General features: G+C 45.7%; 13 protein-coding genes. 3 read left to right on the top strand and 10 right to left on the bottom strand.

The annotated features are described in order from the left end of the window. Positions 1-369: 369 nt before the first annotated feature. The 3 genes from VER99_RS08585 to VER99_RS08575 all read left to right on the top strand — a co-directional run bounded on the left by VER99_RS08585 (position 370) and on the right by VER99_RS08575 (position 4,520). The gene (locus VER99_RS08585; protein WP_236614658.1) at positions 370-3,342 is read left to right on the top strand and encodes a polysaccharide lyase family 8 super-sandwich domain-containing protein; all 2,973 of its coding nucleotides are present in this window, start codon (positions 370-372) and stop codon (positions 3,340-3,342) included. Between the two features lie 285 nt (positions 3,343-3,627). Continuing rightward, complete coding sequence (locus VER99_RS08580) at positions 3,628-4,149, top strand: GNAT family N-acetyltransferase (RefSeq protein WP_020334672.1); 522 nt, start codon at positions 3,628-3,630, stop codon at positions 4,147-4,149. Positions 4,150-4,223: 74 nt separating this feature from the next. After that, complete coding sequence (locus tag VER99_RS08575; protein WP_020334671.1) at positions 4,224-4,520, top strand: antibiotic biosynthesis monooxygenase family protein; 297 nt, start codon at positions 4,224-4,226, stop codon at positions 4,518-4,520. Between the two features lie 232 nt (positions 4,521-4,752). On the opposite strand, the gene VER99_RS08570 is transcribed toward VER99_RS08575, so the two are convergent. The 10 genes from VER99_RS08570 to VER99_RS08525 form a co-directional block, all read right to left on the bottom strand. Further along, positions 4,753-5,391 carry a sugar transferase gene (locus VER99_RS08570; protein ID WP_014232122.1) on the bottom strand — a complete coding sequence of 213 codons (639 nt, stop codon included), beginning with the start codon at positions 5,389-5,391 and terminating at the stop codon, positions 4,753-4,755. Beyond that, a complete protein-coding gene (locus VER99_RS08565) occupies positions 5,388-6,590 on the bottom strand; it encodes a glycosyltransferase family 2 protein (RefSeq protein ID WP_020334670.1) in 1,203 nt (400 codons plus the stop codon). Before VER99_RS08565 ends, VER99_RS08570 begins: the two co-directional genes overlap by 4 nt. Then, positions 6,587-7,678, bottom strand: a complete 1,092-nt coding sequence (locus VER99_RS08560) for a glycosyltransferase (RefSeq protein ID WP_020334669.1) — start codon at positions 7,676-7,678, stop codon at positions 6,587-6,589. Before VER99_RS08560 ends, VER99_RS08565 begins: the two co-directional genes overlap by 4 nt. Before the next feature lie 137 nt (positions 7,679-7,815). Then, on the bottom strand, positions 7,816-9,246 hold the full coding sequence (locus VER99_RS08555) for a GumC family protein (RefSeq protein ID WP_020334666.1): 1,431 nt from the start codon (positions 9,244-9,246) through the stop codon (positions 7,816-7,818). Further along, a complete protein-coding gene (locus VER99_RS08550; RefSeq protein WP_020334665.1) occupies positions 9,243-10,358 on the bottom strand; it encodes a glycosyltransferase in 1,116 nt (371 codons plus the stop codon). The genes VER99_RS08555 and VER99_RS08550 overlap by 4 nt, the downstream gene beginning before the upstream one ends. A 10-nt stretch (positions 10,359-10,368) precedes the next feature. Beyond that, the gene (locus tag VER99_RS08545) at positions 10,369-11,082 is read right to left on the bottom strand and encodes an acyltransferase (protein WP_020334664.1); all 714 of its coding nucleotides are present in this window, start codon (positions 11,080-11,082) and stop codon (positions 10,369-10,371) included. Positions 11,083-11,169: 87 nt separating this feature from the next. Then, complete coding sequence (locus tag VER99_RS08540; protein ID WP_031334703.1) at positions 11,170-12,555, bottom strand: O-antigen ligase family protein; 1,386 nt, start codon at positions 12,553-12,555, stop codon at positions 11,170-11,172. Beyond that, positions 12,552-13,979 carry a lipopolysaccharide biosynthesis protein gene (locus VER99_RS08535; RefSeq protein ID WP_020334662.1) on the bottom strand — a complete coding sequence of 476 codons (1,428 nt, stop codon included), beginning with the start codon at positions 13,977-13,979 and terminating at the stop codon, positions 12,552-12,554. The genes VER99_RS08540 and VER99_RS08535 overlap by 4 nt, the downstream gene beginning before the upstream one ends. A 25-nt stretch (positions 13,980-14,004) precedes the next feature. Next, positions 14,005-15,186 (bottom strand): glycosyltransferase family 4 protein, encoded by a 1,182-nt coding sequence (locus tag VER99_RS08530; RefSeq protein ID WP_020334661.1) that lies wholly within the window; start codon positions 15,184-15,186, stop codon positions 14,005-14,007. Further along, entirely contained in the window at positions 15,179-16,384 is a 1,206-nt protein-coding gene (locus VER99_RS08525) for a glycosyltransferase family 4 protein (RefSeq protein WP_024373083.1), read from the bottom strand. The genes VER99_RS08530 and VER99_RS08525 overlap by 8 nt, the downstream gene beginning before the upstream one ends.

The following is a 16,384-nucleotide window of genomic DNA, read 5'->3' as shown; positions in this document are numbered from 1 at the left end:
AACGTTATATTTCACAAGTTATCCTAAAAGCCTCGAATCTGATCAGTCCCTTGCTTTTGTCCATTACTTTTGGGAGGGGTGAGTTTGTGCAAATCGGAGGCAATGCAACTTACCACAGAATATATTGGTGATCAGAAATGTATGATGCCCATTTTATCCGTAAATGGCACATTTCAAAAAAGAGGTTGTTACTCAACACGGCACCTTTTGTGATTAAAATCACTGCAGATGGCCAGGATGATTTGATCTGCTTCGCGTTATCTTCATCAGAACTAATACAAGTTAATAAAACATTTATTGTTTCACCACAAGAGAAACGTTGTTTCAGGTTTCCTTTGTTCTTTTGTCAGAATAAATGTGGAGTTGAAGTTGAAGAAGTTCAAATTATCGGTAATTACCGCATCGGTGCTAGCCATTACTGGATGTAATGGAATAATCAAAGAAGTCGAAAGTCAACATGCTTCCGAAGTTCAATCTCAGGCAGCCAATGAGTTCGAGCTGGTGCGCCAGAATATGCTGAGTGGTTTTGTTGAGCGCCAAACCGACATAGCCGCTAAACAACAGAAATCAGTGTCGGTACTAGCGAAAGAGTATGCTGACAGCATGGCCGCGAATGGCAGTTGGGAAGATATTGAATATGCCGACGAAGATCCAACTGGTTGGCAAGCCGGAGATCACCTAAGACGCCTGCGGATGATTGGCGCCGCTTTCGTGCAATCAAATAATGCCGATTTGGCGGATGCCGCTATCCGTGGATTGACCTATTGGCATCAACAAGATTTCAAAACCGGTTGGTGGTGGGCAGACATTGGTCAGCCTCAATTCCTGGGTGAAGTTGCTCTGATGTTGGGTGATCTGCTGCCGATGGAGCAGCGCTTTCAAACCGCGATGATCATGTCAGATACTCCTGGGGTCCGTAAGAGTGATAATGCTGAGACAACCGGTGGTAACCGCAGTGACATCAACCTGGTCGTAATCTACCGCGGCCTGCTGATTCATAGCAAATCTCTGGTTGGCGCCGCAGTAAAAGACATGGAAAATACCGTCAAACTCACCAATGGCGAAGGCATTCAGGCGGATTACTCTTTCCATCAGCACGGCGCTCAACTGTACAGCGCTGGCTATGGCGAAGTCTGGTTTGGCGCAACCTTGCGAGTCGCCTATATGGTCCGCGATACCGAATGGCGGTTTAGCCAAGAGAAGGCGGATATTCTCACCAACTTCTTCCTGGATGGCTGGCGCTGGATGAAGCGCGGCAGCCGTCTGGACTACAACACCTGGGGACGCGGTATCAGCCGTAGCAAACCAGAACTGACTCCTCTGGCTGAGTTACCGCCGTTAAAACCAAGCAATAATATCACCCAGATGGATATGGTGGCTGCATTAACTCCTGAACGTGCGGCTGAAGCGATGGCCTTTAAAGCGCACGTTACAGGTGCCAGACATGGCGTACCTTCCGGTTTGAATGGCTTTAAACACTTCTGGCGCAGTGACTATTCCACCAAAATGGCCGATGGTCACTTCTTCGGCATTCGCATGAACTCCCAGCGAACCTACCCTAATGAAAGTGGTAACGGTGAAAACCTGTTGGGCTATTGGCTGGGCTTCGGCAGCACATTTCTGGAACAGCGCGGCGACGAATACCACAACATTTTCCCGGTATGGAACTGGAAGTTGGTGCCGGGCGTAACCGCGCCTGAATATGAAGGCTTGCCGGATGACTGGGGTAAGGTTGAACAGCCAGAAGTTGCTTTCGTGGGTGGCGTGTCTAACGGCAATTATGGCGTAACAACCATGGATATGAACCTGGATACCAGTCCAGCCAAAGGCGATGCATTCAACACTAAAGCGAAGAAATCATGGTTCAGCTTTAAAAACGAGATAGTTGCGTTGGGCGCTGGCATCTCTTCAACATCGGCTGAAAATGTGAACACTACTCTCAACCAGACCCTACTCAATGGTAAGGTGACGGTTGATGGTGTGGAAGTTGAAAACGGTGTACGCGAGATCAGCTCTGCCAACTGGGTGCACCATGATGGCGTTGGCTATATATTCCCGCAAAACGGCGAACGCCACCTGTCCAACCAGACGCAGAAAGGTAACTGGAAACGGATCCGCAGTGGATCTTCCGCCAATGAAGTCTCTAAGGATGTCTTCACCCTGCATATCAGCCACGGTGTGAAGCCAAGTGACGCCGACTACCAGTACATTATTGTGCCTGAGCTGACCGCAGAGCAGACGGCGTCCTATCAGCAGATGATGCCAGTGACCGTACTGCAGAACAGCACCAGCGTGCAGGCCGTGCGTAATTCCGATCTTAAAATCGCTGGTGTCGTTTTCCATCAGGCCGGCAGCGTAGTGATCAGCGACGATCTTACGGTTTCTGTAGATAAACCGAGCGTATTGCTGGTAGATGAAAGTGGTGCTGAACCGATTATAACCTTATCCACTCCAGGTTTGTCTTACGCTGAAGTTAAGCTGACGCTGGACTCTAAAGCCAAGGGCGAAGCGGTAACTCGCATGGTGATGACACACGGCAAAACTGCGGAACAAGGTAACAGCGTAACCTTCCCGTTCTACCAAGGTGCGGAGAAGATAAACCAAGCTTTCAGGGATGAAATCAAGCAAGCAGAAGAAGAAGCAAGAGTCGCAGCTGAAGCCCAGGCCGCAGTTGTTGCCAAAGCGGAAGCTGCAGCCAAAGAGGCATCTGAAGCCCAAGCAAAAGCTGATGCAGAAGCCAGAGCTAAGGCTAAGCAAGATCTGGCAGCTGGCGGACTAGAGCTGAAAGTGACTCAAGACGCTTATGTGCGCGGTGGTAATCAGGCTGACAAATTCGACGGTATTGCTTGGGGGTTCATGGGGGTAGAAAATCACTACAATAACCCGGCACTGGATCATATAAGTATTCTTCGCTTTGATACAAACGGCCTGACGGGCTTAAAAGCGACTTCCGCCAAATTAAAGTTGCATATCCGAGGTGTTGACACCCGTCCAGACAAAACTGGCGGTAATATAGATACCCGCTTGCAGGCCTTTGCTGCAGACGCCGGCGACTGGGTTGAAAAAGAAAGCATCACTTGGAATACTCTACCTTCCACCGATGGCGCCACAGCATCTGGCATTGCCACAGCCAGCCATGGTCAAAGCCAAAAATGGATTGAGCTGGATGTAACTGATATCGTCAACAAATTGGACAGTAAGCGTTCACTGGATCTGCTGCTGGTTAATATCGACGAGAAAGGTCAAGGCGGTTATGTCGGTTTATCTACCAAAGAGCACAGTGGCGGTAAATATACCCCTCAGCTGCTAATCCAAGGTGAGTTGGAAGAGCCGGTGAAATAAGTTCTTAAGGAGGAACTGCCGAGGAGTGTAGTGAACAGAGCATCAGTCTGACAATTGATGCTCTGTCTTATGCAGCTGATGCGCTAGGGTCTTCGTATGATGGCCTGCGGTCAAAAACCTCAGCTGATATTACAAGCAGCTAAGTCGTAACAGAGCTGATGGCAGAGTCTACTGGAATGGACACAGCTGTGATGTTGATGTTTCAGGGTTACTCATTTGTGGGTTAAGTTTTGATAATGTAGCTATGCGGGGCTTTAACACAGTGGTAGCTTTTAAAGGTCAAATATGGATGTTTACCCGGAAATAGAATTATCGAGAGAGCAGCATTCTGCGATTCAGTCTTTGCGAAACCAGTCGTTTCCTGAAGATCAAGTGGCACGCTCATATTACAAGCAACTTCCTCACATGAGAGCCTTGAAATATAAAGGTAATCAACTTGTTGGTTACATGGGTTTAGACTATCGAGTGATAGCCGTGGGAGAAGAAACCTACAAAGTCTTAGGTGTGATCGATTTTTGTATCGACAGCGCTCATCAAGGTAAAGGTATTGGCTCTTCAATGTTATCTCAGCTTGCAGATTATGCTTCTACTAAAGATGTCGATTTCATAGTCTTAATATCTGATCTACATAGCTTTTATACACAAAATGGTTATCAGCGTGTTGATACGCTCAGTTCATGGTTGCGACTATCTGAACACAGAAATTATGGTGTCGCAGTAGAGCGGGTGAATGATTTGTATATAAAGTCAATGAGCGGCAAAACTTGGGCACTTGGACACATGGACTGGTTAGGTTATATGTACTAGTTGTATTTAAGGTGGCTGCAGCGGCTTCAGTATTGTTTTGGAATTTAGAAACTGCGTATCTTACAGGGAGTTTTATGTTTAGAGTTGTGTATGAGTGGCGTGTACCAATCGAGAAAATGGACGAGTTTCAAGATGCCTGGCGTTCGGCGACCGAATCCATCCACCATTCGGTAGAAGGTGCGCTCGGTAGCTTTATGCTTCGTTCCTATGATAAGCCTGAAAAGGTTCTCACTATTGCCAAATGGCAAACGCGCGAAAATTGGGAACGGTTCTGGGAAAATCGCAATCCAGAAAAAATGCAGAAGATGCGTGAAATTGCTGAACGTATCTCCGTTGAAGCATTCGACGAAATTGAAGATAGAACTAAATAGTGTCAGCGACACATCGCGCAGGGGCGTCTCTGGAGTCAATGGATGGATAAATCGTATGTATTAAGTGTGCTAAAGAAACTCTAGCTAATCATGGCAGGGCGTTTCAATAAGTTGTCTCAAGCACAGTAGAGGCGCAAAGGGGTTAACCTTTGAGCCTCTGCGTAATTAACCAATGCCCTATAACTCGATATTCGCTGTGTGTCACAATGATTAAATCCTGTGTCTATCTATACTATTGCCCCCGACCATCAAACATCACCACAATGGTTTTGGTAATGATGCTCATATCCATACTGAGCCAAGACTTCATCGAGCATAGAGAAAGCGCGTAACTGTGGTCATAGCCGACTTTTCTTCGCACGTCATCAATGCAGGTATCGTAACCCTGATTGACTTGCGCTAATCCGGTAATACCCGGCATCACACCATAGGTTCTATCAGCGAAATAAGGGATCGCACTCTCCAGTTTGCTATAGAAACTAGGGCGTTCAGGTCGTGGACCTATCAGTGACATGTCACCTTTAACTACGTTAAAAAGTTGTGGGATTTCATCCAAACGAGTCTTACGTAAAAATCGTCCAACTGGCGTGATTCTTGGGTCATTTTCCGTCGCCCAGACTGCCCCTGTATGTTGTTCTGCGTCTTGGTACATGGTGCGAAATTTAATGATTTCGAAAAACATCATTTTCTCTGGTGTAGATTTACCGACTCGAAGCTGTTTATAAAACACAGGGCCCGAAGAGGAGAGTTTGATTGCTATCGCGATAAAAGGCATTACTGGTGACAGAAGCAGTAAACCAAATAGCGCGCCGAACAAATCAAAGAGACGTTTTGCAAACCAAATTGAAATATGTGCGGATACGTTACTCATAGTGCATCTCCTTTTTGGCCCACACGAGACCACTTTCCTGATTCAAGACCAAATAGGTATCGCATACCACCGATGAAATTTGCGCAATGACCAGCAACGATGTAAAGCAGTAGCTTGCAGGCTTTGTGACAAAATATATGTGGTAGGTGATAAATTACAATCGCCAGTGAATAGATCGTGATTTGAGTGACCAGTGCAGCCATGAAAAGTGGGTTGTCCATCATGGCGATAGAACTAACAAAACAAAATAGAAGTAGGTAAGGGGTCATGAGCCGTAGCCCTTTGCCGGAAAAGAATGCAAATGCGACACCTCTGTACTTCGGTAAGAACATCTCACAAAGCTGGATTGCCTGCTGCATGTTGCCAGCAGAGATACGCAGTCTTCGGCTAAAGTCATCTTTCTCGTTGGTGGCTTCCATCTCCAGAGCAACCATATCAGGCTCATATTCAGCAATATAACCCTGACGTACGATCGACATAGGAATTATAAAGTCATCATTGATTGTATTGGCACTCATAGATTCAAACAGGTGCGTGCGGAATAGATAAAATGCGCCATGCGCCCCAAGCGTTGAGCCAAGTGAGGCTTCACGCATCTTAAGCTGACTTTGGTATTTCCAGTAACTGGCTTCCCCTGCATTACCCGGCTTAAACAATTGATAGTGACCATTGACGACGCCGACTTTACTGTCTTGAAAATGTGTATTTGCAATCCATAGCGCATCAATGGAAATAAGGGCGGACACGTCGCTCAATGCCGTAATATCACTGGTGATGGTTTTCATCTGTTCATTTATCAGGGCAACTTTGCCACGATTGGTTTTAAATGCCCGGATTTCAAAATGTGTATCGGAACAAATTGCTTCTTGAATGGTTTGTTCTGCAATACTCACTGTCTTATCGGTACAGCCATCACATGCGATGATGACTTTGTACTTATTTTTTGGGTAATCAAGCGCAGATAGGTTGCGAATTTTGTCCGCTATCCACTGCTCTTCGTTGTAGGCAGGTACCAAGATAGTGATGGTTGAACATCCCCGATCGCTTTTGATACTTCTGTATCCACGCGTTCTATGGCTGCGGGCTTTGTAAGGGTGATTTTTAGAATACCAAGACAGTAAAACAGGGTAGCCAACGTGGTGATAGATAACCAACACGCAACTGATAATAAACAGTGTGGTAAGTAGTAAATCAATCATGCGCTTTTCTCCTCAGCTAATATTTCGTATGCACGCATCATGTCCCTGATGTCGTTATGCTTTAAGACAAACTGTCTTGGGGATGCTTTTACTGGTTTGTTTAAGGCGGTTTTTACACTGGCGGCCAACTGCTGTGAGTTTTCACTTTCAAACAACACTCCGGTGCTTGGGCAAAGGGTTTCTTTTGTTGCACCTACGTCGCTTGCTAAAGTGACAATGTCACATGCTTGGGCCTCTAAAGTAGAGAGCGGGAAACCTTCACGACGTGAGGGCAAACAGAATAAGTCCAGCGTTTGATAAAATCGCGTCATGTCATCAACAAGACCAAGAAAGGTTACTCGACTTCTTAACCCAAGTTGCTGCACTTGCTGTTCTAATTTGATACGTTGGCTACCATCCCCAGCGATAACTAGCTGTATATGGTTCGGCAGTAATGCCATCGCGTTGATCAAAATGTCGTGACCTTTGACTTGTTCTAATCGACCTGCCGTACCAATAATGGTGCTTTGCACAGGCAGTCCAAAAAGCTGACGGGCAAGGTGCTTGGAGCCAGTGGTGAATTTCTCGCAGTCGATACCGTTTTTGATCACCCTGACATCCTGATAATCAAAATGTTGATGAATTCGTTGTTTTACCAGAAGTGCATCGGCAACAACGCAGGGTTTAGCGATTTTTAGTGCCAGGTTTTGTAAAGCGCGGTGCTTTTGGTCTGATAGATGCCATGCATCATGTTCGGTATGAATTCGAGCTTTTACCCCGGCCAAGCGAGCAGCAACGGAGCCGTATAGAATCGGACCAATATGATGGGTATGAACAACGCTTGGCTTTAACGTGAGAAACAGTTTAACAAGTTGTATCAGCGTCTTAACGCTATAGCCTGACGGCTTGTTAAGAAAGATTAATTGGTTTTCAACCGACTTCAGTTTTGACCATTTCAATACTGCTTCTTGTTTTTTACCTTCCAAACTAACAATGAGTACTTTCTGGTGTGGGGACGAAAACGCCAGCATGTTGAGTGCGAGCGCCTCTAATCCACCAGGGGAAAGGTGCTGAACCACGTGAATAATCGTTTTGGACTTTATGCTCATACTCGCTCCTAACGGATGTTTAGCTCTGAACTAGTATTAGCATTATGTGTGCCAGATTTATTATTTAATCAATACAATGGTTTACGAGCTTTTTGTCGTATTTCTCAACCTGAAAGTCAATTTGAAAATCGTTATGATTAATACGGCTTTATTCTTGGAATGTGCGTGAGTACAGGCGCATGTGTAATGGCTTCGATCTCTTCTTTGCGTCTTATCGATGAATCAAACAGCTCGATCAATAACGCAACACCAGCACCTAAACCAATTCCCGCCACCAATCCCGCAATGACAAATACAATCGCCGGAAGATTCGCCGGGCGACTAGGGGTATAGGGAAGGTCAATAATTTTGACGCGTTTGTTTTGCTCGAAAACCCCTAAAGAACCAGTGAGCTGAGCCATTTCGTAACGTTGAATTAATTCATCATAGAGTTGACGCTTAATTTCAGCATTGCGAACTAAACGATGCATGGTTTTCGCGTTGTCACCGAATCGATTGGCTTCTTGCTCCAGGCTGGAAATCATTTCTTTTAAACTCTTTGTTTCTTCTGTGAGGGATTCATAACGACCTCGCACGAGTTGCAAGCTTTGTAGCTGGGTGACGAGTAAAGGTTGAATCTCTCCAAGATCTTTTAATTTATTACTGCTGGCTATATCCCAAAGCTGATCGCTACTGATATTAGGTTGCTCCATTTTCAATAATAAGGCGCGTTCATTTTCTAAACGGCGTAACTCGCGTTCTTTGCCTTGAACAGCACTATGACTCTCTGTGTACTTCGCTTTGAGAAGAGTCAGTTCGCTACGAATCTCGATGATCTGATCTTCAATTTTTCCGACCACGGGGTTGGTTGTTGATAGTTGTTGATCGAGAGAACCCAGGCTCTTTTCAACCCCAGCGAGTTCGGCTTTTTTCTCTGCGTAGCTTTGTTTCAGAGAGGCAAGGCGACCTAGCGACTGACTTTGCATTTCCGGCGTTACCGATGCAAAGCGATTTTTAAAATCAGCCAGTTCGTTTTCCGCAATGTCGAGTTCCTGTCTGCGTTTCTCAATATGAATAGCGAGAAATTCTGACGAGTCCTGAATCGATGAACGCTCTGGTGCGAGAAGCTGTTCAATAAAATGCTCACTGATAGACTCTAATAACTCTTTCATACCGTCCGGACGGGGAGCGGTCAGTGAGATTTTAAGAAAGTCTTTGCCCGGTTGAGTGATCGTTAAACTGTTTGAAAGCTGATTGATGATGTAATCACGCTTGGCTGGTGGCATTGAGTCGTTAATCAGCTGATGCTCATTCGCCACCGCAGTGAGTACATGGCGACTTTTCAGTAGCGTACTCAAGGCATTTAGACGTTCTTTTAGCATGGTTGAGACCGCGATATCTTCCAGAAACGGATTCATCTTCGCGGTTTCCTGAATCAGCATTGACGTATGCGACACGTAGTTAGTCGGTGCAATTTTACCAATAAAGTATCCAACGAATGGAAGGATAAGAATCGGTACGACAATCACATACCGTTGTCGCCATGCTGAATTGAGTATGACGATAAATCTCCGTTTTAACTCGTTCATAGTGACTCCAACATACAGTTCAATTTAAGCGTACGTGCATCCCAACTTTCGTCGATAACTGACTTTTGTCGCTCATCGGTTGATTGACGATCTAACTGATTTAATGCCTCTGTGAATTGCTCGCAATCAGTGACGGTTGAAACCAAGGCTTTGTAAGGCGATAACGCGGGAAAAGGCGTAGTGATGACGGGACAGCCTGCCGCAAAGTATTCCAGTAATTTTAAAGGGCTGCATGAAGCAATTTGTCCATTGGATTTAAACGGAAGTAAACTCACATCCCAATGTTGACTGTAACCGGGTAAGTCGCGATGTGGCTTAGGGCCAAGGTAGTGCACATTTGCCAGTTTCGGTAGCGGATAGTTTGGGAGTTCAATTGGGCCGATAAACACAAATTGCCAGCTAGGGTTCGCGAGGCAAACTTGCTCGATGAGTTCGTAATCTAGCCAGTTAGACAGGCTGCCATAAAACCCAGCAATCTTGTGATTTGGAGAGGGTAAATCCGTGGCACGCTGGCTTGGCCGACTAAAAAGTGAGGTATCTACGCCATGAGGCAAGTAGTGAGTTTTGGACTGCGGAAATTTTGCTAGCAAGGGTGCACTGGCTGCGAGTATCAGGTCCGCGTGCTCCACGAGTTTGTCTTCGTGCTGTTTGACCACCTTATGATCGACACCGGCAAGCGATGAGAAATCGTCTCCGCAATAGTAAACCACCGATGACTCACCGAGAGTTCCACATAAATCGGCTGCAGTCGGAAGTGAAGTCCATAAAATTGGTTTGTGCAGCTGAAGCCTCTCGATAACGGGTTTCAGCTGCAGACGCATCAAGGTTTTGGCGATATAACGCGCGAATGCTGACTTAGGAGCAGGAAGTGTTTTAAGGTTGATCACCGTAATATTTACGTGATGCTCTCGCTGGTCGGTGTAACCACCTTTACTTTTACCCACAAGCTTACCGCAAGCACGTTTAACATCGTGCATATTTAACTTGGGTTGACGGAGTCCTATCGAGTTAACCCAAAGTACCTTGCGTTGTTTTGCTAACCGGGTAACCAGATGTTGTGTACTCGATGGTAAGCCACCAAAATCTTCACCAAAAACAATAAGATCTCGCATAGTGAACTCCTTAGTGATTAAGTGAACGTATCACTCTGGCAGGATTACCTGCAGCAACAACAAAAGCAGGCAGGTCTTTAGTGACCACACTACCAGCACCCACGATGGTCCCTTCGCCAATCGTGACATTGGGGCAAACCGTGACGTTTGTTCCTAGCCATACGTCCTTTGCAAGTACGATATCTCCAACATCGCAATCGAGATCGCCAAAGCCTTTCGCTCTTAAATCAGCGTCAAGTGAGTGACCAGAATACCCAAACAGAAAGGCGCGACCGGCAATTCGAACATTGTCACCAATTTCAATTCGGCTCCCAATCGCAAAAGTACTCTGCCAACCGATATCGACGTTACTGCCAACAATCAGTTGTGGATCACTGGATTGGGGTCTGGCGCTAAACGTTGTTTGACCAGAGATGCGGCAATCGTCTCCAAGAGTGATGGAAAGTGGCCCGGAAACAAAAGGCACACCACCAAAGAGATAAAGCCCTCGACCATACTGAGAAAGTCGACCTTTAAAGGCGGGGGTATGGATAAATACCCGAACCAAGTTGTTCCAAATGGAGGTACTCGCTGAATAAACAGTGCGAACCGTCTTGTTCATCCACATCGGTGTAGGAAGATCACATGCACGAATCGATTTCAAAATGAGAAACAATTTGCGATATGAAGGGTTTTCGTGGTGTTGTAACCACACTTTGAAGTCATTTAACTGCTGAGCCAACATGATACTGTCCCTTATATTGAGGTGATAAAGAGACTATTTCACGTTGCGTGCCAAAAAATTAATTGTTTAAAAACAGTAATATAAGAATTATTTGTTGAGTGTTTCTTTGGTTTTCTCAATTTGAGAACGGATTTGAGTAATGCGGGAGATAGCGATACAAAGCGCTGCGAGGATATAAATCGGCCACGTGAAGCCTTGGGTTAGGAAAGTACCGGAAACCACAGTGCCTATTACACCTGCATACACCGCAAGCGCTGTTGCTGTGAGATAAGGGGAAACCAAGCCTTTTCGCTGATTTAAGATAGAAAGCGTTTGTCGGCTCGTTTTGATAAGCGAAATGATCATACCAATAAACACAGCCAGGCCAAGAAACCCGGTCTCAGCCAACACGCCGAACCAAGTACTGTGAACCGCGTGGTTGAGCCCGTCCCAATGTGGGCTGTAATAGTAGTAATTCGAATAGAAATTGTTTAAACCCACGCCACTAAACGGGTTCACCACCGCCATCTTAAACGCCGCTTCCCATGCATATAAGCGTCCCATGGCTGATGCGTCGATGCCGTCTTCTGCTGCGCCGCCCGACTGACGGTCGGAAATTCCGGCTACGGCAAACAGTCCCAGCAACCCAATTACAGCGATGAAGATCAATAGTGATTTTGAGCGAATCAAGCGCAGACCAAAAATACCAAATACAGCAACTGATCCCAAAAGCCCACCACGGCTTTGTGTCGCGATAACGGCTGCCATTGCCAGTACTAGCCCGGTAATACCAAGAATACGTGAGAAGCCTATACCTTTTGTGGTGGCAAAGCTGATCGCAAACGCCAGAGGGAACATTAATACCAGCGACAAATCATTCGGATCACCAAGCACAGAGCCCAACTGACGACCGATGGTGACTCTCGTCCCCTCAACTAAACCAATCCCTGAAGCCGAGTTATACAAAGCAACTACGGCGATTAATCCACCCGCTAAGATAATCAAGGTTGCGATTTTTCGCACTGCATCTTCCGTATTCACCAACCAAGCGATGGCTAGAGTCATGATGATGATTTTCCAATAGATATTTTTAAAATAGGTTATCGCAACGCCCGGGTTAGAGGACAAGACAATGCCTATGACAACAAGCCCCCAAAATAGGACGAGCCACGTCATACTCGGGTGCCAGAAAGTTTGTAGCTGGCGACTGATCAAGGTGTGCCAAATCAAAGCGCCAAGTGCTCCTAAAGAGAGGAGTAAAGGGATTTTTAATGAATAAAGTGCGGGTAAGGCTTCGTGAATTCGAAAGAAGGAAAACAGTACAAATAGACTCACCAACCAGAATGTCTGATGGAGCACAAACAATGCCGCAAGCGGTAAAAAGCAGAGCACAACGACAATGGCTGGATGAGGTATAACATACCAAACCATGGCTAGCGTAAACGTAACCAGCGTCATTATCATTATTGGCCTGGCGTGTTTGACACTATTCATAGTGAGCGACCCACGTAACGAGTTAACGTAATTGAAAGACGTTTGAGTGAAGCACCTGAAATCAACTGGAACCGAATGGCAAAAGCGATAATGCCTAACGGTTGAAGCAGCAGCATTAACGCGGACACCTCGATACTTTGATGATACCGACTGGTTAATAGAAACAGCACCGTTAACGCTGTCAGCGCACAAATAGGGCTGGTTTGATAATCCAGATAATGCGCACGTTGGCTAAACCAGATTGTGAATATGAATCGACTTAATTGCCCCGCGATCAACCCGTAAAGCATTGCTTCAATGCCGAGGTCAGCAGAAAGGATACAAATCACCATCGCCAATGCGGTGGAGGCGAGGTTAATGTACAAAAGCTGAGAGGTGTGCTTTTGGTAGAGAATGCCGAAGTTGGTCAACTCGACCAGCTCTTTGAATAGCATCATTGTTATGGTCATTCCAACCAAATTGATAGCAGGCTGGTAAGAGTCCGGTAAAGAGAACGAAATAAAAAGTTGACTAAGCCATGCCACAGCGACAGAAATAACGCACAACAGCAGTATCCCTTGAGTCGTCACGCTAGCGACATGTTCTCCTCCATTTTTGTCCATGGTTTCGAAACGTTTTGGCATCCACCACATATGAAAAGGTTGGATAAGAATACCGACGCCAAGCGCGAATTTAGCCGCAATCGCATACATGCCTAAGGTTTCTAAATCGGTTGCTCCAGCGATCAGCCACCTTTCTGCACCACTTAAACCAAAAGCCACAACACCGGATAGCATAAGCGGCGCAGAGTAGCGGATATAACGAATAAAGCGTTGTTTGTTAGGTAGGGAAAATGGAAAGTTGATGAAAACGTGCAAAAACAAAAACTGTATGAAGGTACACACGATATTGAGGGCAAAAACGAGTGTCACGTCCGGTTTGTATGTCAGGACGACAACAAGTAAAGAAACCTGAGCTAATACGGTCACGACACATATCTTAAAGAACAAGCTTGCTTGATTATGCAATCTTAACCAGGCAAGGCTGATAGCAAGGGGCGCTTCGTAACACCAAACCAAAGCCATAAATAGGATTTGCTCACTGGTGAACGTCGAAAGCTTAAAAGGGACCAGGTAATAAATGAACAAGATAAACAAACTCAGACTGAAAGAAGCAACGAGCGATGCACTGTACAGTTGAGAAGCTTTTCTTTTTCGCACCGTGAAGCGACTGATTGTGCCTATAAATCGATAAAGATTTTCGTGCATTGCAATGCCCACAATCAGACTAAAGAATACCGTTGTGATACCGAGCAACTCGAGATGGCCGATTTCTTGCGGTGACAAGTATTGGGCCATAAGAGGTAAAGTGAATAGGGACACACCTTTAATGAGAAACAGGCTGACTGCATATAAACTGATGTTTTTCAGATGGCTAACATTCATTGCAATATTTCCTATTCAAACTGAATTAGTTGCATGCGTGAAGGGCGGATGTAACCACGTCACCATTAATGTGTTGTGCAAACTTTTGGTAGCAATGTTCAGCTTTATAGCGGGCCGCTATTTCTAACGCACGCTGGCTGCAACGATGAAATGCTTGCTGGTCGTTACTGGCGTAGAGCAGAGCATCACACAAAGAATCAGGGTTTCCCGGTTGATACTTAATGCAGTTTTCATTGTGGGTCAGTGTCTTGTCCCAATATGCGCCATCTCGAGGAATGACAACGCACATACCCGCAGCCAGAGCCTCTAGAATTGATAAACCGAATGGCTCATTACCGCTGGTTGAAACAAAGATGTTGGATTGACTCCGGATATCATCCAAGTTTTCAGGGTCTTCATACCATATGGTGTGGGAGAGCAAAACCGGAGCGTTGGAGATTGGTAAACACGTATCGACGGGGCGAATGTAGCAAACATTGAGTACGACAGACTGACTAATAGCGGCACGTTTGGATGCTTTTATTAACGTTTCCAGACCTTTCCATTTCAGCAGCGATGCAGCCCAAAAGTAAACTGGCGTGTTTTTTTGACATTCCTGTGGCCAACGAGATGCCGGAATGCCATTCACAAATGACTGATATTGAGATGAGTTTAAGTAACTTTCAGCCATTGCCGAGGCGTCTTTTATTTTGGTCACGGCTTTAAGGTAAGTTTCTAGTGCCGCTTTGAGGCTACAACGGGTAGAGGGTAAGTAAAACACGGCGTTCGCTCGGGTAAGACAGAAGCCAATAGAGCGTGACAGCCCGACGTTGCCGTGGATAAACTGAACGACTTCAATATTAAGAACCATCTGTAACAAATAGACTGGCATATCCATACCTGGCCCTGAAGCGCCGATGAACGTAGTAATGCCGCGATGCCCAATCAAAGTCTTTAGCAATACCAATAGAAGATACAGTTGGTTTAGCCAGTAGAGAATCCCATTGTGCTGACTCATTAACCAAGGAACTGGGGAAATGGAAATCAAAGTAACATTGTGTTTGGCGTAGAACTCTGTTTGCTTCCAGAATTCCGTGTCTACTGTTGCGACAATGAAATCATTGGACTCAACACGGCATACATTGAGCGCATCACTGGTGGCAATCTTAGAGCCGCCTTTAAATGCGATAGGGTCAAAAATAAGCGTTTTCTTGTTTTGACTAGTCATGCTGGCCTCCAAACGACAAACGATTTACCACATAGGTTTTGAGGGGGGATAAAGTGCTTATTAGAGACCGATTGGCTACAAATGGCTGTTCCAATAAGTCTCTATAAAGAAGTTCTATTTTTCGGCAACTGACAGATAGATCATGATTTTGGGTAATGTGAACAAAACCGCTCATTCCATACTGTTCACATAGTTCAGGATTATTGATTAGCACGCGCATCGCTTTTGCTATTGGGCCAATGCCCTGATTCGGATACAGAACTCCAGTTTCGCCATGGGTAATGAATTCAGGAATGCCACCTTCAAGCGGCGCGATAACCGGGATCTTAGCAAGAGCAGCTTCTGCAACAGCCAGCCCAAAGGCTTCACTGCGAGCACAACTGATAAAGGCATCACATCCCTTGAGCCATCCAACGACATTGGATTGTTCGCCAACAAAGTGAATATGATTGCTTAGGTGCAGACGACTGGCTTGCTGAACAAGCTTGCCCATTAAATCGCCATCGCCAATGACAACGAGACTGACGTTAGGATACTCAAAAGCCACGTGACGCATTGCGGTTATGATCCGGTCTACACCTTTACGGTGAATCAGAGAGCCAACCGTCGCAAAAACAAAATCCTGCTCCGGAATGGATAACGCTTGCCTAACATCGACTTTTTGCTGCGCGGAGAGGGAGACGGTATCAATACCATTGTGAATAACCGATATTTTTTCGTTAGGGTAACCATCTTTAGTCATGAATTCAGCGACGTACTGACTGACTGAAATAATGTGCGGAGAAAGGTGCAGGCCAAGCGTTAGGCGGTCGCGTGCTGGGTAAGGGCAGTGGAGCTGGGTAACGACGGGCACTTTCTTCATTTGTGCAGCGGCCAACATCCACTGGCAGGGCGCACCACTATTAATGTGTACAAGGTCTATTTTTTCGCGTTCGATGATCTCGCAACCATGCTTAATCAGACCAAGCCAACCTGATACGTTGTATTTAGGTGGTTTCCAGCCAAGCAGCAGTGGAAAATGATTAAGCTGAGTTGGAACATTCATCAGTTCTAACTGTTTTGAGAGTTCGCAATTATTGGTCCAAACGTAACAAGCGTAGTGATGATGTTCCATGTACTTAATGAGATCGAGCAAACATTTCTCACTTCCTCGGATCCAGTCATCGCCGTAATGTACAAATAGAATCTTTCTCTTCAT

Origin of the sequence: Vibrio natriegens NBRC 15636 = ATCC 14048 = DSM 759 (assembly GCF_035621455.1) — a bacterium.
GTDB lineage: Bacteria > Pseudomonadota > Gammaproteobacteria > Enterobacterales > Vibrionaceae > Vibrio > Vibrio natriegens.
Note: the sequence above shows the minus strand (reverse complement) of the source record. Positions and strands in the feature narration are given on the sequence as shown.